Origin of the sequence: Alkalicoccus saliphilus (assembly GCF_003044065.1) — a bacterium.
Taxonomy (GTDB): domain Bacteria; phylum Bacillota; class Bacilli; order Bacillales; family Salisediminibacteriaceae; genus Alkalicoccus; species Alkalicoccus saliphilus.
The window spans coordinates 99,237-119,401 of record NZ_PZJJ01000003.1 but is presented as its reverse complement, the minus strand read 5'-3'; the positions used below and the strand labels follow the sequence as shown (position 1 = coordinate 119,401).

The 20,165-nt window shown below is 46.8% G+C and carries 17 protein-coding genes; 11 read left to right on the top strand and 6 right to left on the bottom strand.

Annotated features, from left to right (window positions below; translation table 11 throughout):
* The first annotated feature begins 22 nt into the window (after positions 1-22).
* From C6Y45_RS03315 to C6Y45_RS03280, 8 genes are all read left to right on the top strand, one after another.
* Complete coding sequence (locus C6Y45_RS03315) at positions 23-1,192, top strand: ROK family transcriptional regulator (protein ID WP_107583602.1); 1,170 nt, start codon at positions 23-25, stop codon at positions 1,190-1,192.
* Positions 1,193-1,215: 23 nt separating this feature from the next.
* Positions 1,216-2,994 (top strand): cache domain-containing sensor histidine kinase, encoded by a 1,779-nt coding sequence (locus C6Y45_RS03310; RefSeq protein ID WP_107583601.1) that lies wholly within the window; start codon positions 1,216-1,218, stop codon positions 2,992-2,994.
* A complete protein-coding gene (locus tag C6Y45_RS03305) occupies positions 2,966-3,739 on the top strand; it encodes a response regulator transcription factor (protein ID WP_107583600.1) in 774 nt (257 codons plus the stop codon). Before C6Y45_RS03310 ends, C6Y45_RS03305 begins: the two co-directional genes overlap by 29 nt.
* 129 nt (positions 3,740-3,868) lie before the next feature.
* Positions 3,869-5,209, top strand: coding sequence for an extracellular solute-binding protein (locus tag C6Y45_RS03300; RefSeq protein ID WP_174703865.1), 1,341 nt, complete (start codon positions 3,869-3,871; stop codon positions 5,207-5,209).
* Positions 5,210-5,287: 78 nt separating this feature from the next.
* A complete protein-coding gene (locus C6Y45_RS03295) occupies positions 5,288-6,169 on the top strand; it encodes a carbohydrate ABC transporter permease (protein ID WP_107583598.1) in 882 nt (293 codons plus the stop codon).
* Between the two features lie 73 nt (positions 6,170-6,242).
* Positions 6,243-7,064: a carbohydrate ABC transporter permease gene (locus tag C6Y45_RS03290; RefSeq protein ID WP_245922531.1), complete on the top strand. Its 822-nt coding sequence runs from the start codon at positions 6,243-6,245 to the stop codon at positions 7,062-7,064.
* Between the two features lie 49 nt (positions 7,065-7,113).
* Positions 7,114-8,697: a glycoside hydrolase family 43 protein gene (locus tag C6Y45_RS03285; RefSeq protein WP_107583596.1), complete on the top strand. Its 1,584-nt coding sequence runs from the start codon at positions 7,114-7,116 to the stop codon at positions 8,695-8,697.
* A gap of 2 nt (positions 8,698-8,699) precedes the next feature.
* Positions 8,700-9,353 (top strand): YesL family protein, encoded by a 654-nt coding sequence (locus C6Y45_RS03280; RefSeq protein ID WP_107583595.1) that lies wholly within the window; start codon positions 8,700-8,702, stop codon positions 9,351-9,353.
* Between the two features lie 34 nt (positions 9,354-9,387).
* On the opposite strand, the gene C6Y45_RS17310 is transcribed toward C6Y45_RS03280, so the two are convergent.
* From C6Y45_RS17310 to C6Y45_RS03260, 4 genes are all read right to left on the bottom strand, one after another.
* Positions 9,388-9,813 carry a hypothetical protein gene (locus tag C6Y45_RS17310; RefSeq protein WP_107583594.1) on the bottom strand — a complete coding sequence of 142 codons (426 nt, stop codon included), beginning with the start codon at positions 9,811-9,813 and terminating at the stop codon, positions 9,388-9,390.
* A 39-nt stretch (positions 9,814-9,852) separates the two neighbouring features.
* Positions 9,853-10,530 carry a haloacid dehalogenase type II gene (locus C6Y45_RS03270; RefSeq protein ID WP_107583593.1) on the bottom strand — a complete coding sequence of 226 codons (678 nt, stop codon included), beginning with the start codon at positions 10,528-10,530 and terminating at the stop codon, positions 9,853-9,855.
* A gap of 84 nt (positions 10,531-10,614) precedes the next feature.
* The gene (locus C6Y45_RS03265; protein ID WP_342752414.1) at positions 10,615-11,100 is read right to left on the bottom strand and encodes a GNAT family N-acetyltransferase; all 486 of its coding nucleotides are present in this window, start codon (positions 11,098-11,100) and stop codon (positions 10,615-10,617) included.
* 25 nt (positions 11,101-11,125) lie between these two features.
* Positions 11,126-11,536: a hypothetical protein gene (locus C6Y45_RS03260; protein ID WP_107583592.1), complete on the bottom strand. Its 411-nt coding sequence runs from the start codon at positions 11,534-11,536 to the stop codon at positions 11,126-11,128.
* A 113-nt stretch (positions 11,537-11,649) separates the two neighbouring features.
* Here C6Y45_RS03260 and C6Y45_RS03255 point away from each other — a divergent pair, with 113 nt between their 5' ends.
* A complete protein-coding gene (locus tag C6Y45_RS03255; protein WP_107583591.1) occupies positions 11,650-13,893 on the top strand; it encodes an EAL domain-containing protein in 2,244 nt (747 codons plus the stop codon).
* A gap of 192 nt (positions 13,894-14,085) precedes the next feature.
* Positions 14,086-15,726, top strand: coding sequence for a thiamine pyrophosphate-binding protein (locus C6Y45_RS03250; RefSeq protein WP_107583590.1), 1,641 nt, complete (start codon positions 14,086-14,088; stop codon positions 15,724-15,726).
* Between the two features lie 83 nt (positions 15,727-15,809).
* On the opposite strand, the gene htpX is transcribed toward C6Y45_RS03250, so the two are convergent.
* The gene (gene htpX, locus C6Y45_RS03245; RefSeq protein ID WP_107583589.1) at positions 15,810-16,727 is read right to left on the bottom strand and encodes a protease HtpX; all 918 of its coding nucleotides are present in this window, start codon (positions 16,725-16,727) and stop codon (positions 15,810-15,812) included.
* Between the two features lie 925 nt (positions 16,728-17,652).
* A complete protein-coding gene (locus tag C6Y45_RS03235; RefSeq protein WP_107583587.1) occupies positions 17,653-19,056 on the bottom strand; it encodes an MBL fold metallo-hydrolase in 1,404 nt (467 codons plus the stop codon).
* A gap of 215 nt (positions 19,057-19,271) precedes the next feature.
* On the opposite strand from C6Y45_RS03235, the gene C6Y45_RS03230 reads away from it, so the two are divergent.
* Positions 19,272-19,985, top strand: a complete 714-nt coding sequence (locus C6Y45_RS03230; RefSeq protein ID WP_107583586.1) for a 3-ketoacyl-ACP reductase — start codon at positions 19,272-19,274, stop codon at positions 19,983-19,985.
* Positions 19,986-20,165 lie beyond the last annotated feature (180 nt).

Below are 20,165 nucleotides of genomic sequence, written 5' to 3'. Positions count from 1 at the left end.
AACTATGTAAGGAGCGAAGTTTATGGCTAACTACCAGCAGGCTGTAAAAATGACAAATAAATCACTTATTCTTGAAACAATCCGGACCCGGGAGCCGGTTTCCAGAGCGGGCCTCGCGCAGCTGCTTCATTTAACGAAGGCGACGGTTTCCTCCCTGGTCGAGGAGCTGATCGCTGAAAAATACTGCTATCAGACAGGCCCTGGGAAATCGAGCGGCGGAAGAAGGCCTCTCATGCTTCAGTTCAATGAAAAGGCCGGTTTTGCGGTCAGCTGTGACATCGGCGTCAACTACATTTTCACTACTTTAACAGATCTTCGTGGAACAGTTATTCACGAGCTGTACCGGTCTTTTGATACAAACGACTTTACTAGAACCGTCATGGAAATAAAAGTGATGATCGACGACTGCCTGAAACATATGCCTGACTCTCCTTTTGGCTTAGTAGGTATAGGTTTTGGCGTCCCCGGACTGGTTACCCGGAACGGAACAATCGTCAACACCCCTAACCTGGACTGGCACCAGTCCAACTTGAAGGACATTTTTACCGACCAGTACGAAACACCGATTATTGTGGAAAACGAAGCGAATGCCGGCGCGTATGGCGAAAAAATACATGGCTCTGCCGGTACGGATGAATCTTTTATTTATATCAGTGCCGGAATAGGAATCGGGGCAGGAATCGTCCTCGACGGGAAACTCATCCGCGGAGCTTCCGGCTTTTCCGGGGAAATTGGTCATACAGCTATTGTAGAGGACGGGCTGAAATGCCGCTGCGGAAACTCCGGCTGCTGGGAAATGTACGCCTCCGAAATGGCTCTCCTCTCTTCCTCAGGAAGCACTCTTCTCCCCGGGGATCTTGAAAAATTAATTGAAAAAGCAGCTTCCGACAAAACAGCGGAGCAGGCTTTCGAACGGATCGGCCATTATCTCGGGGTGGGAGTGACGAATATCATTCACACGTTTAACCCTGAAAGAATTATCATTGGCAACCGCCTCGTCAAAGCCAGAGCCTACCTGGAACCTAAAGTACAGGAAGTGGTAAATGAAAGAACTCTTCCTGCACTCCGTGAAAACACAGAAATTATTTTCAATGAAAGATACCAGTATGCCTCCATCCGTGGCCTTGCTGCTTTCAGTGTTGAACACTTCCTGGAAAAACAGTTCAGCTCTCATGCTTCCATCAGCGTATAAAACTGCCGCAGAAAGGTGATCGGATGAAAAAATTGTTTTCGATGAAATGGAACACACTCCGCGGACAGATGTTATCCACTTTCGCCCTGGTGATGGTTATTGTTCTTTCCGTAGTAGGCTTTTTAACCTTTAACCTTGTTACGGAAATTATTAAGGACAATGCCAAAAATCAAATCGAACAGACGGCTGCTCAAAGTCTCGGCCGTATAGATTCCCAGTTTGAAACGATTGAAATGATTGCGAGTCAGATTGCTACAAACCCTTCTGTTCAGAATCTGCTGATACAGGAAATGAGGGATGAAGAGGCAACCTTTGCCGAACGCCAGTCGATGAATGAAATCATTAACAGTTACCAGGCCTATACGACCGGCCTCACTTCTTTTGAGCTGTATTTCCGGGACGGAAGACGTCTTTTTCCTTTGAGTGAGCTGCCTCTCGGAGCCCGTCTCGCCCAGTCCTGGATTGAAGAAGTGCAGGAGGAAAACGGCAGGCTTGTCTGGGCAGGAGCCGACCCTTTCGATTCCCGTTCCTACCTTGCGGTGAATCAAATCAACCTTATTGATGAAGACTTTGATTCCGGCGGTTATTTAATCACAAAAGTAAATGAAAACTTTTTTGATCTTTCCAACGCTGCCGGTTCTTTAAACGATCAGGAGGCCTATGCAATTGTTCTTGATGGGGAAAACAGTGAAGTGGCGGGAAATCTTCCGGAAAACATCGATCGTTCGTTGATTTATACAGGAGAGGAATCTGCTGAAATTGATGGAGAGGAATTCGTCCGGGTAGCCGCTGAATCCAGTTATACAGGCTGGAGCATTGTCATTTTCACCCCGGTTAACAATCTGCTTCAGGGGATTGCAGGGATCGGCACGGCAGTTGCAGTGGCCGGACTCACCGGACTTGCTATATTTATCGCAGCTTCGTGGCTCGTTTCCAGCTATATATCCCGTCCGATCAGACAGTTGACGCACGCAATGCGTTTTGGGACAATCGGTGCCCTTCGAAAAAGCCAGCGTATTTCCTCCACGGCAGAAATTACCGAACTGAATGAAACTTATAATAAAATGGTCGAGAAAACGAACCATTTAATTAAAGCTGTATACGAAGAAGAACTGCTTAAAACAAGAGCGGAACTGAAGGCGCTTCAGGCTCAGATCAATCCCCATTTTCTTTTTAACACACTCGAAGCGATTTATTGGACACTCGAGGAAAAAGACGAGGAAACAGCAGACGTTATCATCTCTTTGTCCTCTCTCTTCCGTTATACGATTTCTGATGTGGACGATGACGACCGGGTCTCCCTGAAGGAAGAGCTTGATCAGGTTGAACGTTACCTGCAGATTATGAAGCTGCGTTTTGCCGACAGACTCACATGGCATATTTCTTATAATGAAACACTTCTCCAGCAGCGGCTTCCGAAACTGCTTATTCAACCGGTCATCGAAAATGCCCTTGTGCATGGGATTGGGGAAAGAGTTTCCGGGGGAGTAGTTGATGTCAATGTTGAAAACGCATTGATCCCGGGATATATGCAGATCACTGTAAAAGACAACGGCCAAGGCATACGAACAGAACAGCTGGAAAAAATACGCGCATCCATTCATGAAAAACAGGTTATGGAGTCAAAAGGGACGGGACTGGCGATGCGGAATCTTTATCAGCGGATCGCTCTGTCCTATCAGGACGATCCCCACGCCGGTCTCTACATTGAAAGCACTCCAGGTGAAGGCACCTCTGTCATGATCATTTTGCCGATAAAAGGAGCTGATAAAAATGCCACTCCCTACTATTCTGATCGTTGATGATGAACCCCGCTCCCGGTCCGGGCTCAAACGCCGGCTTGACTCCTGGGAACAGTATTCCCTGAACGTTTACACTGCCGCTACCGGAAAAGAAGCGCTTCACTTTCTGGAGGAAACAGCAGTGGATCTGCTCATCACCGACATACGCATGCCTGAGATGACCGGCCTGGAACTGATCGAAAAAGCGAAAGAACTGCAGGACCAGCCGGTTTTTCTCGTGATTTCCGCCTACTCTGAATTCGAATACGCCCAGCACGCTCTGAAAATGGGTGTCATCAACTATTTACTGAAACCAGTAAAGAAAGAAGCCTTCCTGGATGCGGTTCATAAGGCTCTCGAAGAAAGAGTAAAGCTTCAACGCTGGAAACAGACAGAAGTAAAAGAAGAAGACCCTGTACTGAAAAATAAACATTTACTTCCGGAAACACTTCAGACAGCGGTTGCCCTTATCGACAATAAAATCGGGGAAAAATTCAGTCTGAAAGATATTGCCGGAGAAGTTCATTTGAATCCAAGCTATTTCAGCGTCCTGTTTAAAGAGCATACAGGCATGACATTCAGCGACTTTGTTACACGCAGAAGAATGCAGGAAGCAAGAAACCTTCTGCTGACGACGGACCTTCCAGTAGCCGATATTGCAGAAAAAACTGGTTACCAGACAGCTAAGTATTTTATTCAAATTTTTAAGGAACTGGAAGGAAAAACTCCAAGCAGATACCGGAAGGAAGCTAAAAGCAGCGGCTGAATTATGCAGCAGAACTTAGTTCAATCATCTAATTATTATGGTATTTTGCCTAATCGTTGTTACCTTATAAAGCGCTTACATCGTTGCTATACTTGGCTTACACTAAATTGCTGAGGGGGAACCATCATTATGAAGAAAAAATCCTTTATTTCATTAGCCGCCCTTTCCACTGCTGCTGTGTTTACACTCGCTGCCTGTGGAGGCAACGATTCCGAGGAAGCCAGTGCCGGAGCAGGGAACAACGATAATGGCGAAGCAGCCCAGGAAGATGTAACGATCGATTTTATGCATCTTTGGCCGCAGGGAAGCTCTCCGGACCATCACCGTATTGTAGAAGACATTATCAGCGATTTTGAAGAAATGCATCCTCATGTAACGGTAGAACTTGAAGTGCTTGAGAACGAACAATATAAAAACAAGCTTCAGGTTGTCTCTTCTTCGAACCAGCTTCCCGATGTTGGTATGACATGGCCGGCCGGCTTTCTGGAGCCTTACGTAAACGGAGAGCTTTTTGCCCCTCTCGATGACGTACTTGAAGAAGATAATATGCGTGACGATTTCGTAGCAGGAACTCTGGAAGCCTATTCAGTGGATGAGCAGGCCTATGCGATGCCGCTTGAACTTAATATCGCACCTGTATTCTACAATGAAGCTATTTTTGAAGAAAACGGTGTGGAAGTTCCCGAAACATACGATGAATTCCTTGAAGTTATCGATACGCTTGCGGACAACGGCGTGACACCTATTGCTCTCGGGAACCGCGACCGCTGGACCGGGTCCCTCTGGTACATGTACCTCGCTGACCGGATCGGCGGTTCGGATGCTTTGAACTCTGCAATCGACCGCAGCGGATCTTTTGAAGACGAGCGCCTGGAAGAAGCAGCTTCCCGTATTCAGGAGATGGTAGATCACGATGCCTTTATCTCCGGATTCAACGGCCTTTCCGACCAGGAAGCAAAAGCCGAATTTATGAACAGCAACGCTGCTATGTATCTGATCGGATCGTGGGACCTGCCGAACTACACAACGAACGAAGAAATCCCGCAGGAATTCCGTGACAACATCGACTTCTTTAAATTTCCTGAAGTGGACGGCGGCGAAGGAAACATTGATAACTGGGTCGGCGGCCCTGGAGTCGGACTTTTTGTAGCTGAAAACTCAGACGTAAAAGACGAGTCGAAAGCATTCGTCAAACACTTCACAGAAGAGTGGGGCAAGCGTTCTGTAGAAGATGCCGGGGTTATTCCAGGTACTCAGGTGAATACAGATGAAGTAGATCTGCCGGATCTCTTTATCGATGTTCTCGACGATCTGAACAATGCTTCTGATATTACTCTCTTTGCTGATGTACAGATGAGTTCCAGCGTAGCGGAAACGCACCTGAACATGATCCAGTCCCTTTTCGGAGAAGAAATCACACCGGAAGAATTTGTTGAAAGACACGAGGAAGCTCTGGAAGAAGACGAATAATATTTCTTCACTCGTCCCATAAGTTCCTCGTGGATTTATGGGACATTTTTTATTTCCCGCCGAAAGGAGTTTTTCAGCATGAATCAAATTATGTCCGATAAGCGTGTGATCGCTTTATATACCCTTCCTGCCCTGCTTCTTATTTCCGTTCTGATCTATGTGCCGCTTGTACTCACCGGATATTATGGCCTGATGGACTGGGATGGAATCGGCTCGATGACATTTATTGGTCTCGAAAACTACGCCGCGCTCATTACAGACGGCATGTTCTGGTCGAGTGCCTATCACTCCCTGCTGCTTGCCTTATTTTCTGTCGGAAGTCTCGTGCTTTACCTGGCTGTTTCCGTGGTTCTTGCAGGAAACATTAAAGGGGCAGACCTTTTCCGCAAAATTTTCCTGATCCCGATGCTTCTTTCCTCTGTGGCCATCGCCCAGCTTTGGATGCGTATTTATCATCCTACAAACGGTGTTATGAATCGTTTCCTGGCAAGCATCGGCATCGAAAATCCACCATTATGGCTTTCTGACACGAGCATTGTGCTTTTTGCTATTTTTATACCAATCATATGGCAGTACGCAGGATTTTATATCATCATTTATTACGCTGCTTTGAAAAACATACCGAAAGAGCTTGTTGAAGCTGCAAGAATTGATGGGGCCTCTCCCCTGCAGATCGCTTATAAAATTAAACTTCCGCTTATCTCCGGAGTAATTAAAGTGACGATCGTTCTTGCTGTGATCGGTTCTCTCAAATACTTTGACCTGATCTATGTCATGACGGATGGAGGCCCTAATGGCGCGAGTGAGGTTATGGCTTCCTACATGTACAAGCTTGCCTTCCGTACGAACGACTTCGGGTACGGAAGTGCCGTTGGATTCTTCCTGCTTGTCCTTATTCTGATTGTTACTTACTTGATCCGGAAAGCGACCACTTCCAAAGACGACAGTATTCAATATTAAGGAGGAATTTTTTATGGCTTCCAACACTGCAGCTGCGAGTCCCGCAGAAGAGGTGAAGACAGGTTTTCTGCGGATGAGCATTTCCAAGCTGATTCTCTACATCATTCTTGGCATCGTAGCGGTTGTGCAGATTCTGCCGTTAATTTGGCTGTTTCTTTTTTCCTTGAAGGATAATCAGGAAGTGTTTAATCTGCCGCCGCTCGCCCTGCCTTCCGATCCCCAGTGGGGCAACTACGCCAGAGTATGGACGGAAGGAAACATCGGTTTATATTTCTTTAACAGTGTCATCGTGACCGGTACATCTGTTATTCTCACCGTTCTGCTCGCAAGTCTCGTTACTTTTGCGATCACCCGGATGAACTGGAAGCTGAACAAATTGGTCCTCGGCCTGTTTATGGTAGGCCTTATGATCCCTGTTCATTCTACACTTATTCCACTGTTCAGCTTTTTCAGCTCTGTCGGTCTGATGGATCATCACTTATCCATTATCCTTACGTACACGGCTTTCAACCTGCCGCTTACGATGATGATCCTGCTCGGTTTTTACTATACGCTGCCGCGTGAACTCGAAGAGGCAGCCGTCATGGACGGATGTTCCATCCACCGGATGTTTTTCCGGATCATTCTGCCGATTACTGCTCCGGTGGTTGCGACAACGGCAATTATTAACATGATTTACAACTGGAACGAATTCGTATTTGTTAATACGTTCATCAGTTCTGACAGCCTGAAAACACTGACGGTCGGTATTCAGAACTTTATCGGCCAGTACTCCACGGACTGGGGAGCTATTGGAGCGACGCTCGTTATCAGCATGCTGCCAATCCTCCTGGCCTTCCTCATTTTAAGCAACCGTATTGTTGAAGGAATGACTTCCGGTTCTGTGAAGGGCTAGCATATCCACATTACAGTATCATTTTTTAAAGAAGGAGCGTGTCCATCCAATGTCTATGATTCAGAACCCCATCCTCCCAGGTTTTCATGCCGATCCTTCCATCGTCCGGGTCGGAGAAGATTTTTATATTGCTACATCCACCTTTGAATGGTTTCCCGGAGTCCGTATTCATCACTCTAAAGATTTGAAAAACTGGCGCTTTGTCTCCAGTCCTTTAACGAGAACATCCCAGCTCGATATGAAGGGAAATATGAATTCCGGCGGGGTCTGGGCCCCATGCCTCACCCATCATAACGGTACATTTTACTTAATTTATACAGATGTAAAACAGTGGCACGGCGCCTACAAAGATGCCCATAACTATCTCGTTACAGCTCCTGCTATCGAAGGCCCGTGGTCTGAGCCGGTCTATTTAAACAGCAGCGGCTTTGACCCTTCCCTGTTTCACGACGAAGACGGTAAAAAATGGCTCGTAAACATGATCTGGGACTACCGCTCCGGAAACCATCCGTTTGCCGGGATTATCATTCAGGAATTTTCGGAAAAAGAGCAGAAGCTGATTGGACCGGTACAGAACATCTATGAAGGAACAGACATAAAATTGACGGAAGGACCGCACATTTACAAAAAGGACGGCTGGTACTATCTGCTCGCTGCAGAAGGCGGGACAGAGTATGAGCATGCGGAAACCGCTGCGCGCTCCCGCAGCCTTCACGGACCGTACGAAACCGATCCGGACTACCCGCTCATCAGTTCACGGGCCAATCCAGCGTTGACGATTCAAAAAGCAGGTCACGGCAGCCTTGTTGATACACCTGCCGGAGAATGGTATTTCGTTCATCTCGGGGGACGTCCGCTGCAGGATAAGTACTGCACGCTGGGACGGGAAACATCCATTCAAAAAGTCGAATGGACAGAAGGCGGCTGGCCCCGTCTAGCCCATGGCAGTCATTTCCCTCATGCGGAAACAAAAGCCCCGGATCTTCCGGAGCACCCGTTTGAGCCGGAGGAGCCGAAAGACGATTTTGATGCAGAAGAACTTCGCGGGTGCTGGAACTCGCTGCGTGTTCCTGCTGATTCTTCCTGGTGCTCCCTCACAGACAGACCAGGCTGGCTTCGTCTTTACGGGCGGGAATCCCTTTCCTCGGTACATCACCAGAGCCTGATAGCCCGCCGGCAGACTTCTTTTTACTGCAGCTTTGAAACAAAACTCGACTATGAACCGGAATTTTTCCAGCATAAAGCCGGACTCGTTGTTTATTACGACACGGAGGATCACGTGTATCTGCACGTAACTCATCATGAACTGAAAGGACGGGTGCTCCAGATTCTGCGTACAGTAAACGGCGCCTATGAAGAAATTCTTCTTCCTCCGGTCCGTATCGCCCAGCAGGGAAGCATTTTTCTGCGCGGAGAGATTCATGAGGACACTCTGCACCTGTTCTACCGGGATGAAGAAACCCCGCAGTGGCAGAAAATAGGTCCGGAGCTCAGTACGCTGCACATGTCGGATGATTCAGCCCCGGAAGTCCGTTTTACAGGTACATTTGTCGGTATGGCAAGTCAGGACTACAGCGGCACAAAGAAAGCAGCAGATTTTGACTACTTTATGTATGAGGAAAAGGAGCGGTAATTATGCTTGTACGATGGATGGCAAACCCGGTATATGCAGCCTGTGACTGGCTCGTTAAGCTGGCTTATCTGAATTTTTTATGGGTGCTTTTCACACTCGCCGGCGGTATTGTATTCGGCTTTGCCCCATCGACTGCCGCTTTATTTACTCTTCTTAGAAAACTCGTACATGGAGAAACATTAAACGAAATTTTTCAAAACTATGCCTCCGTTTACAAAAAAGAGTTTTTTCGATCCGGTAAATATGGGCTTGTTTTTCTCGCGGCTGGAGCTGTTCTAACAGTAAATATGCTTCTGTTAACACAGTTCAGCGGTACGCTGCTTGTAGTGATGATGTCAGGCATGATTTTCACCATCTTTCTTTTTTTCATAACATCAGCTTTCTTTTTCCCTGTATATATTTCCATGCCGGAACTTTCTTTTTTCAGAACAGCCGGGGCTGCTCTCTTCCTTCCTTTTTCCACCCCCGGTACGGCTCTCCTTGCAGCAGGAGGCACTCTCGGCGTCACCATGCTGCTGTTTCTATTCCCGGTTCTTCTGACGTTCTGGGGAATTACCGGCCCTGCCCTCATATGGAGCCGGGCCGCAGAAAAAGCGCTCCACACCCGGAAAGATTTTAAAACAGATGAAACCAGCATCGCTCTTTCCGGAAAATAAGAAAACTTACAGAATGATTGAAGCAGAGAAACTATTAAGATACTAAAAGGCAGCAGAGCGGAGGCTCTGCTGCCTTTTGAGAGTGTTGATTAAGTCTTGATTTCAGAATAATTATTCTTCTGAGCGTATAGCTTTCTCCTGCGCTCAGCCTTGCCGTGGGGCTCGTCATCAGCTGTTTGCCCTTCGGCCATGGAAAAGGATCTTCCGACTTCGCTTTATCCCACCGGCGTCCCCGCCGGACGTTCCGGAGGAAAAAGCTTTTCCTGAATGGAAGAAAGGGCGGAATCAACACGTTTTTCAGAAGAGAAACCTTCTTTTTCTTTTCCTGCTGGAGCTGCAGCAGGTGACTCCGAGGCGAGATAGGACGAGCAGAAGATCCGTTTGAGAGGAAGAAATTAGCTGAAGCCGGCCCGCCCGGAAAGCGTCCTGAGGAGGCGAAAGCAGGGAAATGTCTACGCATGTTTAAAAAATACTTTATAAACAGCCTGAAAAGGTGAATTTATTTTTCTGACCTGCTGGACTCCAAAATGGACTCGAGGTCATACAGGCTTTTTCCTGTGTAGTCCGGGTGGTGGTGGCCTGTTTCAAATATACTGCCGCTTCGATTCAGCCAGAGCGTATCAAAACCAAATGTCCCTGCCCCAATAACATCCCACGTGTTGGAAGACACAAAAAGAACTTCCTTTCGGTTTACTCCGAAATACCGCAGTGCATATTGATAGGCAGCCGGCGAAGGTTTATACTGCTTCACCTCGTCCATACTGAGAATTTCGTCGATAAATGGAGCGGCTCCAGAATCATGGATCAGCGGTTCCAGCATATCTCTGGATCCGTTGGAGACTACTGCATGAACGACTCCTTTCTGCCGGGAAAGAACTTCTTCTGTTTCATCGTATATGTCCAGCGTTTTGTAAGCTTCTACTGCTCCTTGCAGCAGCCGGTCATCCGGTTCTATACCGTAAGCTTCCAGCGCGTGTATAAACGCTTCTTTTGTCAGAAGAGAAAAAGGACGGTACGTCCCTGTCATCTGGCAGAGGAAAGCGTAGTCCAGCTGCTTTCTGCGCCATAGGGAGGCAACCTCTGCTTCTTTTTCCGGAAAAGCTTCCCGCACTGCTTTTCCGGCAGAAGAAGGATCAAATAATGTTCCGTAAACGTCATACATGATTACTTTATACATTGGTTCTGCTCCTTTCTCTCCTGCAGATTACACTTCATATTAACAGGCCCTTGGGAATCTACATACTTCCGGCTGCAGTTCACTTTAAATCAATTGCGACCTTTTTTCCATTAGTACAGTATCCTGCCATACGCCGTGGAGGCAGGCAATTTTCTCCCTGTAGCCGACTGTCCGGAAGCCTGTTTTTTCATGCAGCCGGAGACTGCTTCTGTTTTCCCGGAAGACGACAGACTGCAGTGTCCAGATCCCTTCCGCTTCGCTTTCTGTTATTAAACGGGTGAGAAGCCTTTCTCCCCCGCCCAGGCCCCGGAAGCGGCTGCTTACATAAATGCTTACTTCTGCTGCACCCCGATAAGCTGATCTTGCAGAAACCGGACTGAGAGCTGCCCACCCGGCCATTTCACTATTTTTTTCAATGACAAACCGGCAGTTTTTCATGTGGTTTTGATCCCATTCTTCCCAGGAAGGCACTTTCTCTTCAAATGTTGCCAGGCCGGTTTCAATGCCTTCTGCATAAATAGAAGCTGCTGCTTCCCAGTCCGCATACTGCATCTTTCGTATTATAAACAACGATATGACCTCCTTTACCTGAAGACTATGGTTTTTTCGGAAGATCAACCGCTTCATCCTCGTATACATCTCCGTCCCAGGTTTCAAGATCGAACTTCCTGGAAGCGGCTCTTCCCTGCTCTTTCTCTATCGTTTCATCCAGTTTTTTCGTAAAATGTTTAATAGCCTCCGTGTAGGAAGTTCCTTCCGGAAGATAATCTATATTTTTATGAACAAGACGGCTTTTCTGGTAAAACTCGACCCGGAAACACTCATCGTCGTAGGGACTGGGCACTTCAAAAAGTTTGACATCGTATGTGCCAGTCCGGCCTTTAACTTCTTTTTTTGAAGCAGCTTTTTTATGGTCAGGAGATTTTTTCCCATCACTTTTGTCTATAACTACAGCTGTTAAAATAAAAACGAACGTGATGGTGACTATCATAAAAATCCAAAACATTGACAGCACTCCTTTCAAGAAATTTAATCAAATTTTTACATAAGTTCACTGGTAATTACTTACGTTCTCCCTGTAGAACAGTTATAATGTTAATGAAAGGAAGGTGACGACGAATGACAGGAAAAGGCATGCCAGATTTTGTGAAAGCTTCCAGGCGACAATGCATCAATGCCGGTATGAATCCTGCGGAAGTAAGAGTGCCGAGTCAGCGGATGACCCGGGAGGAACTGCTTGCCAAAAGAAATGAATACAATGAAATACTTGAGGTGGTCAGTTTTTTCTCTGATAAAGTTCTTCAGTCTCTTGCAGGAACGCCCATACTCATTGTCATTTCAGACGAAGAAGGCTACATTCTGGATATTGTCGGGGACGAAACAATTAAAGACATGATCCAGAAGCTTGGCATTGAGGCCGGCGTCCGTTTTACACAGGAGGATCTTGGAACTAACGTGATTTCTCTTGCTCTCCAGCAGCGCCATCCCGTAAATCTTATCGGGGATGATCACTTTTTTGAGTTCCTTCACGGAACCGCCTGCTACAGTGCCCCATTCCACTATACGGACCTGGATAACCTGCTGGGAAGTATCTCTATTATGACATCTTTAGAGCTGGAAAACAGCTTGTTTCTGAACATGCTGTCCAACGTCGTCGATTCCATTGAACGGGAGCTTCTTCTCAGAAAACAGAACCGGAAACTGGACATTTTGAATCAAATTATGCTGAGAAGGACGCAGAATGCAATTATAGTTACGGATGCAGAAGGAACGGTTACAGATTTCAATTCTTTTGCTGAAAAAATATCCGGCTTCAAAAGCGAGGAAATTATCGGGAGGGATATTTTTAAATCCCCTATTACCGGCAGTTACTTTCATCAGGTGCTTCACACTCAGCAGAATTTTAAAGATGTAGAAATGAAATTCAGCAACAATAATGACGAGGAAATTATATGTCTTTTTGATGCCCAGCCGATCTATGATCCTCAAAAGGGGTCACTGGTCGGAGCCTTTGCCCAATTCAGGGATATAACCGAAAGATACCGGCTTCAGGAACAATATAATTACCTTGCTTACCATGACGAACTGACCGGACTGCCAAACAGGCGGTTTTTCCAGAGAGAGCTGAAAAATCTGCTTCAGGATCAGCACCGGAAAGCAGCCCTGCTGCTGATTGACCTGGACGGATTTAAAAATATTAACGATACTTTCGGCCACAGCAACGGGGATAAAATTCTTCAGTCCGTTGCCAGACGCCTGTCTGTATGCTGTACCGAAAAAGGAATTCTTGCCCGGATCAGCGGAGACGAATTCATGGTCCTGCTGCCTGAAATAAACGATGAAGAAGAAGTAAAAGAAACAGCCGAAACGCTGCTTCGCCAGTTTAAAGATCCTTTCATTATTGATGAACGGAGTTTTTACACAACGGCGAGTATAGGGGCAGCTCTATATGAAGATACACTGCCTAACCTCGAAGATTACATGGTGCATGTGGATGCCGCCATGTATAAAGCAAAAAATCTCGGCAAAAATGATTACATGCTGTTTTCTCCGGAAATGTATGTAAATGCCGGCGAAGAACTGCTGCTGGAAAACGACCTTCGGCAGGCTTTGAAAAAGGAAGAGCTGGAACTTGAATACCAGGGTCAGATTAATGCAAACACCGGAGCTATTATTGGAGTGGAAGCACTCGTAAGGTGGAACCATCCGGAAAAAGGAAGATTGTCCCCTGGAACATTTATTCCGCTAGCCGAAAAAACAGGGCTTATAGTACCAATAGGAGACTGGATTATTCGTCAGGCATGCCGTCAGCACCACCTTTGGAAAGAGTCCGGACTCCCACCTATTAAAATCAGCGTTAATTTGTCGGCCCAGCAGTTTCTGAATCAAAGCTTTACTGCCTCCGTAGCTGCCACTCTGCAGGAAACGGGTATGCCGCCTGAGTTTTTGGAATTCGAAATTACAGAATCGATGGCCATGGACTTTAACTACGCTGAAAAAGCTCTTCACGAACTGAAAAAACTCGGTATCCGAATCAGTATAGATGACTTCGGAACAGGCTACAGTTCTCTTTACTACTTGAAGAGATTTGATATTGATGCACTGAAAATCGATAAATCGTTTATAGATGATTTAAGCGGCGATAAAAACGACGCTGAACTAATTAATACAATGATTGTCTTAGCAGATAACCTTGGACTTGGAGTAATCGGCGAAGGCGTAGAAACCCGGGAACAGCTGGACGAGCTGGTGAGACTTGGATGTCACACCATCCAGGGCTACTACTTTATGAAGCCGATGTCAGGTGATGACCTCCGATGCGGCTACTACGATTTGATACGATCTGTGTTTGAAAAAAAATAACTCCGTAATTGTTTTTGTTGTGAACCCCGGCAATGAGCTTTTTCCTGCCGGATAGTAAAAGACGGCTCATTTCCAGAATGTTTGTCACTCATTTCTTAAAGGAAGAGCTGTGTAAGATCCCGTGCAGGACACCGACTGTCGGAACAGCTTCCTTTTCAAAGCAGTCAAAAACATGCAAAGGATGATTCACATATGCAGACAGTAGCAGCTATATTAGCGAAACAGCTTAAAGAATGGGGGGTGACCCATGCGTTTGGAATCCCGGGCAAAGCCGTAGTACCACTCATTCTGGCTGCGGATAACGAAGGAATTTCCTTTGTCCTGAGCAAGCACGAAGGAGCAGCAGGTTACGAAGCTGCCGGATACTCATTGATGTCGAAAAAAATTGGGGTAGCTATTGGCACCTCCGGTCCAGGAGCTACTAACCTTCTCACAGCTGCCGCACAGGCGAAGGCTTCAAACATTCCGATGATTATTTTCACCGGCCACCCGGCTGTAAAAGCTGCCGGGCAGCCGCTGAGTCAGGACTCCTCTCCTTTCGGAACGGACGTTACGGATATGTTTGCTTCTGTTACGAAATACAGTGCCCGCATTGAGCGCCCTGATCTCGCAGAACCGATATTCAGACACGCTGTGGAAGAAGCGTTCCGGGGGGTGAAGGGCCCGGTTCACCTTTCGATTCCGGCCGATGTTCTTGTTGATCAGACAGAGCCGTTTACGTTTTCCCTGCCGGAAGAAGAGCCTCTGCTTTCCAGCCGCCTGGACGAGGCTGCAGGACAGATTCAGCATGCCGAACGTCCTCTGCTTCTCCTCGGAAAAGGGGTTCATTCCGCCGGAGCTTATAAAGAAGTAGAGCAATTTGCCGAACGATTCCAGATTCCTGTCATTACTACACCGGGAGGAAAAGGAACTTTTCTTTCCCGCCACCCGCTTTCCCTTGGGGCTTTCGGACTCGGAGGTACCGATGCTGCTCATGACTATGTAAAAAACGGGGTGGATACACTGATCGTCTGCGGTTCCTCGCTGAGTGACATGAGTATTCCAGGCTGGAAAAAAGAAGACTATCCGGAGCACGTGATTCATTTTGATTTAAACGCTTCCTTTGTCGGCAGAGCCATTTCTGTCCCTACCATGCCGGTAATAGGTGATTTGAAAGCAAATCTTGCCGAGCTGCTGCAAAAAACCGACTACCTGGGAGATACCGCCCGTCGGCAGCCCGTTTATTCAGGAGAAGAAGCTGCTTCTTCCGATACTTCAGAAACTTCTCCAGGAAAATGGCTCTCCTCAGTCGACGCGGTTAAAACCCTCAACTATATGCTTCCGGAAAATACAACATTGTTTGGAGACGATGGAAGCCATACTTTTTATGCCATTAAACATTACGAAATTAAAAAACACGGCGGATTTTATTTCGATGACGTGTTCGGAGCTATGGGACACGGTATAGGATATGCGATTGGTGCTAAAACGGCCGCACCGGATCAACCTATTGCCTGTCTCACAGGGGATGGCTGTCTGTTTATGCACGGGGCTGAAATCGGTACAGCTGTCGAATCAGGTGCAGGAGTTCTTTTCATTGTATTGAATAACCAGGCGCTGGATATGGTGGACAAAGGGATGAAAGTTCATCTCGGCCGCTCGATCGGCACCCGGTACTCCTCCCCGCTTCAGGTGAAAGAATTTGCTTCTTCTCTCGGAGCGGATGCTGTTACTGTACGTTCAACAGAGGAACTGGAACAGGCACTGGCCGGTGTATTTCCTCTTTCCCATCCTTACGTTATTGAAGTCCTTGTCGATCCGGAGGAAATTCCTCCAACAATGCGCCGCGGCTGATATATTTTTCATAATAAAAAGAGGATGACCCGCGTCTATTGGATAGACTTACGGGGCATCCTCTTTTTTACTGACATGCTGTATTATCTTTCTTCCAGCCGGGCAATACGTTCATCAAGATCCGGGTGGGAGGAAAACAGTTTTGCCATGCCGCTTTTTCCGTTGATTTTCATCGTCTGCACAGCCGAATCGTCCCGGCCGTCGTTCACGTTTGCACGTTCCACGTGCGCTTTAAGTGAGCGGAGGGCGTGGGCCATTTTATCTTTCCCGGCCAAATCGGCTCCGCCGCGGTCCGCATGGAATTCCCTGTAGCGTGAGAACGCCATGACGACGAGGCTTCCGAGAATCGAAAATAGAATCTGAAATATAATAATAGCTCCAAAACGAACTACGTACTGCAGTTCAGACCGCACCAGACGGGAAACGATAATCGCTGCGACCCGGGAGAAAAACACAACGAACGTGTTGACGATTCCCTGCAGCAGAGTCATGGTGACCATGTCTCCATTTGCCACGTGGGCAACTTCGTGGGCGATAACCCCTTCCACTGCATCGTCGTCCATGCTGTCAAGAAGACCTTGAGAAACAGCTACGAGAGAACGCTTTTTAGACGGGCCCGTCGCAAAAGCGTTGACTTCCTTCGACTGATAAATCCCTACTTCCGGCATGTGCATGAGTCCTGCACTGCGCGAAAAACGATGGACTTTGTCTACAATCCGCTGCTCATGGGCAGAAAGGTTTTCCGATGGGTCCAGTACTTTGACCTTCATCATTTTTTTGGCTATCCACCGTGACATGGCCAGTGATATGAAAGAGCCGGCAAAACCGACGATCAGACTGAACACGCCGAGGGCAACCATATCGATACCGAGAAGTCCTTCTCCAGTATCAAACCCTCCCTGTCCAATATCTGTAAAGTGCGTTATTATCGACCAGACGATAATGATGGTAGTAATTACAAGTATGTTTGTCAGTACAAACAGCATAAGTCTTTTGCCCATTCTTCTGCCTCCAATTTCTGATTTCCCTACTCAGTATACATTATATACGCTGCACCTTCCACGGAGGTTTCAGGAAAGCCGAGCTTTTTTTCGGTTCTTACTAAACCGGTCTTACTCTCATCGTCCCTCTAAAAATCAGCTGTAATTATGTTCAAGGTTCATACCTGAAACTGGTAAAAATAATCGGAATATATAATTTGAACTTAATAATTAGCTATGTTAGAGCTCGCTGACGGCTGGAGAAACACTTCGCTTCCAACCGGCCTGCCGTGGAAGAGATTTTCGAGTGGGCTGCGCCCTATCCTCCAATCTCCTTCTCTCACGGGCCGGTTTCCTCTTCGTTTTTCCATAGAAAAGTTATGCTTTACATAAACACTGTTCTTTCTTCTCTAAAACCGATGCCCGGGCAGAGTCGCCTGCGGAAGCGCACAGATCCTCACGGACGGAAGAACAGCCGTATGCTTTCTCCACGGCATGTGTAAAGAGCTGCAGGCAACCTTAAATAACAACCCGTAGCTTTAACAGAGCCTAATAATTAGTTTCTGTAAACAGGCGCCTTTGTTATACTGGGCTGACTTTATAACAAGGCAGGTAAGCTGAGTGTTGTCGCCGTACTGTACAACGGCTTTGGAAACTTGATGAGAGAAGTGTTTACATTCGAAACATCAAGTCCTGTGATTGTTTTCATCGAATTTCAGTAAAAACTGTCATTGCATTAGTTATAGTGCTGTTTTATGGAGTTTTATGACAAGAAACTGATAGATTAATTCATTGGGCAGATTCTCCATCAATTTTAATACTAAAAAAGCAGGAAGCTCCCCCGTTTCTACCGGGGAGCTCCCTGCTTTCGTGAATCTTTCCAAGCTTTTGCGAATTTCAGAATAAAAATTCTTCCACGCAATTGGTTTAACACTGTTTATTCGTTTTAGGACGTCACTTTTTTCTTTTCCTGCTTCCATTCCTGAAAGCCGTACTGCAGGTTTTTCACTTCGAATCCTTCATTTAGGAGAATACTTGCTCCAATAGCGGACCGTACTCCTGTTTCACAGTGCACCGCTACAGGTTTGTCTTTTTTGAGTTCGTCTCCTGCCCGTTCGGCCAGTTCGTTTAATTTAATGTGGGCGGCACCCGGGATATGCTTTTCATTCCACTCATCATCAAAGCGCACGTCGGCTATTTGAATATCGTCTTCGCTGTCCAGTTCATCTGCAGAAACATTTTCGTATTTACGCAGCCTGGAGCTTCCTTTCAGCGCGTCCGGTGTAATAAATCCTTTTACATTGTCCAGACCGATCCGGGTTACATTTTCAAATATTTCTTCGTGATCTGCTTCATCAGCTATAAAATAAAGCTCTGCTTCGTAATCTGCGAGCCACCCCATCCATTCAAGAAACGGGCCGCTTAAAGCGATGTTCAGTGTTCCTTCCACGCTTCCGCCAGCGTAGACAGCAGGCGCTCTTGTATCTATAACCATTGTCTTTTTCCGGGAAGCAAGATCCTCTATCTGTTCCGGCTTCAAGGAATAGCGGACCGGCGTATCAAGCGTTGATAAAAGAGGAACTTTTCCTTTATTAATTTCCTTCATGTTTCCGAAGTAGGAAGGCGGTTCCGGCTGACCGTCCAGAAGGAATTCAATAAAGTCTTTTTCCTTGTCATACTGGAGCGCCGGGTTGAACATTTTTTCATAGCCCACAGTCGAAGTAGGGACTGCACCGAGCGCCTTCCCGCATGAACTGCCGGCACCGTGTCCCGGCCAGATCTGGAGATAGTCGTCTTTCTGCTTAAACTTCTCAAGTGAAGCAAACATCTGCTTTGCTCCCGTTTCAGCAGAATCTTTTACGCCTGCTGATTTTTCAAGAAGATCCGGCCGGCCGACATCTCCAACAAACACAAAGTCACCGGTAAAGATACCGATCGGCTTATCCGGATTTGCTCCATCGGTAAGCTGGAAGGCAATATGTTCCGGAGTGTGCCCCGGCGTGTGAAGAACTTCCATCCACGTATTACCGACGTCAATCCGGTCCCCTTCTTTTACCCCCTTCGTTTTCACGCCGGAAGGAAATTCGTAGCCTCCGTTTTCAGCTCCTTCGGCGGAATGATAAACTACTGCTCCGGTGCGATCCTGAAGCTCGCGGCTTCCTGATACATAGTCCGCATGAATATGCGTCTCCAGAGCAGACGTTATTTTAAAACCCTGCTCCTCTGCAATGTTCAAATATTCCTGCACCTGCCGCGATGGATCAATTACAGCAGCTTCACCTGTTTTTTGGCACCCTACCATATAAGAAGCCTGAGCCAGCTGCTTATCGTAAAAGTACTTTAAATACATAAATTATCTCTCCTTATATTTTATTTCTATCCTTTCTTTTGCCTGTTTACTATGAATTTAAACATAGGGGCGGGGGTTTTTTTACTACAAAAAATAAAAACTGCTGCTCTTCTTTTTTAACAGTCCCGGTTTCCTCATCTTAGAAAGAAGTTTTTAATTGGATTATTACGTTAATAGATAGGAGAAGGAAAAAGAAACTGGAAAGGGTGAAAAACATGCAGAATCTATCAGGTAAAAAAGCACTCATAACCGGTGCCAGTCGTGGGATCGGAAGGGCAGCCGCGCTTGCACTTGCTGCGGAGGGTGTGCACCTCGGTCTTACAGCCACTTCTGAAAAAAGTCTCGAAGGTATTACGAGGGAACTGGAAGAAAAAGAAGCTGTTTTCGCTGCAGTCGCTGCAGATGTAGCTTCCGAGGAAGAAGCCTCTTCTGCCGTGAAATCGCTGGAGGAAGAACTTGGGACATTCGATATTGTTATCAATAATGCAGGAGTCGGAACCCGGGGAGATTTTATGGATATTCCTTCTGAAGAATGGCAGCGGGTTTTTCAGACGAATGTTATGGGGATTGTTCACATTACCCAGGCTGCCCTTCCCGGTATGATTGAGAAAAACAAAGGTGACATCATTAATATTTCTTCCATGTCCGGCTTAAAAGGTACGAAAGGTTCCAGCGCCTACAGCGCATCTAAATTTGCGGTAATTGGAATGAGCGAATCTTTGATGCAGGAAGTCAGGCAGCATAATATTCGCGTCAGTGTACTCACACCAAGTCTGGTGGAAACGGAAATGACGAGAGATGGAATGGAACGGCGGCCGGATAAATTTACACAGCCGGAGGATCTGGCCGAATTTATGACCTCCCAGCTGAAACTGGAACAGCGGACCTTCGTAAAGACAGCTGCCCTATGGGGAACCAATCCATTTTAAACAGCAGCTGAGCTCTTTTTCTGTAAAAAATAGGCCGCTGCAACGAGGTCCCCGTATCCAAACACAGTTTATAAGCCCTGCCGGAAAAACTTTACTCCGGCAGGGCTTTTCTACGTGCTGGTGTATATCTGTCTTCCTGAACAGTCTTTTTAGCTTGTTGATAAATACCTTTTGCTGGTA

Coding starts and splice junctions, on each gene's coding strand:
- C6Y45_RS03285 (WP_107583596.1), top strand. CDS start 7,114: ATGTCTATGATTCAGAACCCCATCCTCCCAGGTTTTCATGCCGATCCT.
- C6Y45_RS03295 (WP_107583598.1), top strand. CDS start 5,288: ATGAATCAAATTATGTCCGATAAGCGTGTGATCGCTTTATATACCCTT.
- htpX (WP_107583589.1), bottom strand. CDS start 16,727: ATGGGCAAAAGACTTATGCTGTTTGTACTGACAAACATACTTGTAATT.
- C6Y45_RS03255 (WP_107583591.1), top strand. CDS start 11,650: ATGACAGGAAAAGGCATGCCAGATTTTGTGAAAGCTTCCAGGCGACAA.
- C6Y45_RS03300 (WP_174703865.1), top strand. CDS start 3,869: ATGAAGAAAAAATCCTTTATTTCATTAGCCGCCCTTTCCACTGCTGCT.
- C6Y45_RS03250 (WP_107583590.1), top strand. CDS start 14,086: ATGCAGACAGTAGCAGCTATATTAGCGAAACAGCTTAAAGAATGGGGG.
- C6Y45_RS03270 (WP_107583593.1), bottom strand. CDS start 10,530: ATGTATAAAGTAATCATGTATGACGTTTACGGAACATTATTTGATCCT.
- C6Y45_RS03315 (WP_107583602.1), top strand. CDS start 23: ATGGCTAACTACCAGCAGGCTGTAAAAATGACAAATAAATCACTTATT.
- C6Y45_RS03230 (WP_107583586.1), top strand. CDS start 19,272: ATGCAGAATCTATCAGGTAAAAAAGCACTCATAACCGGTGCCAGTCGT.
- C6Y45_RS03310 (WP_107583601.1), top strand. CDS start 1,216: ATGAAAAAATTGTTTTCGATGAAATGGAACACACTCCGCGGACAGATG.
- C6Y45_RS17310 (WP_107583594.1), bottom strand. CDS start 9,813: ATGCGTAGACATTTCCCTGCTTTCGCCTCCTCAGGACGCTTTCCGGGC.
- C6Y45_RS03305 (WP_107583600.1), top strand. CDS start 2,966: ATGCCACTCCCTACTATTCTGATCGTTGATGATGAACCCCGCTCCCGG.
- C6Y45_RS03260 (WP_107583592.1), bottom strand. CDS start 11,536: ATGTTTTGGATTTTTATGATAGTCACCATCACGTTCGTTTTTATTTTA.
- C6Y45_RS03235 (WP_107583587.1), bottom strand. CDS start 19,056: ATGTATTTAAAGTACTTTTACGATAAGCAGCTGGCTCAGGCTTCTTAT.
- C6Y45_RS03290 (WP_245922531.1), top strand. CDS start 6,243: ATGAGCATTTCCAAGCTGATTCTCTACATCATTCTTGGCATCGTAGCG.
- C6Y45_RS03280 (WP_107583595.1), top strand. CDS start 8,700: ATGCTTGTACGATGGATGGCAAACCCGGTATATGCAGCCTGTGACTGG.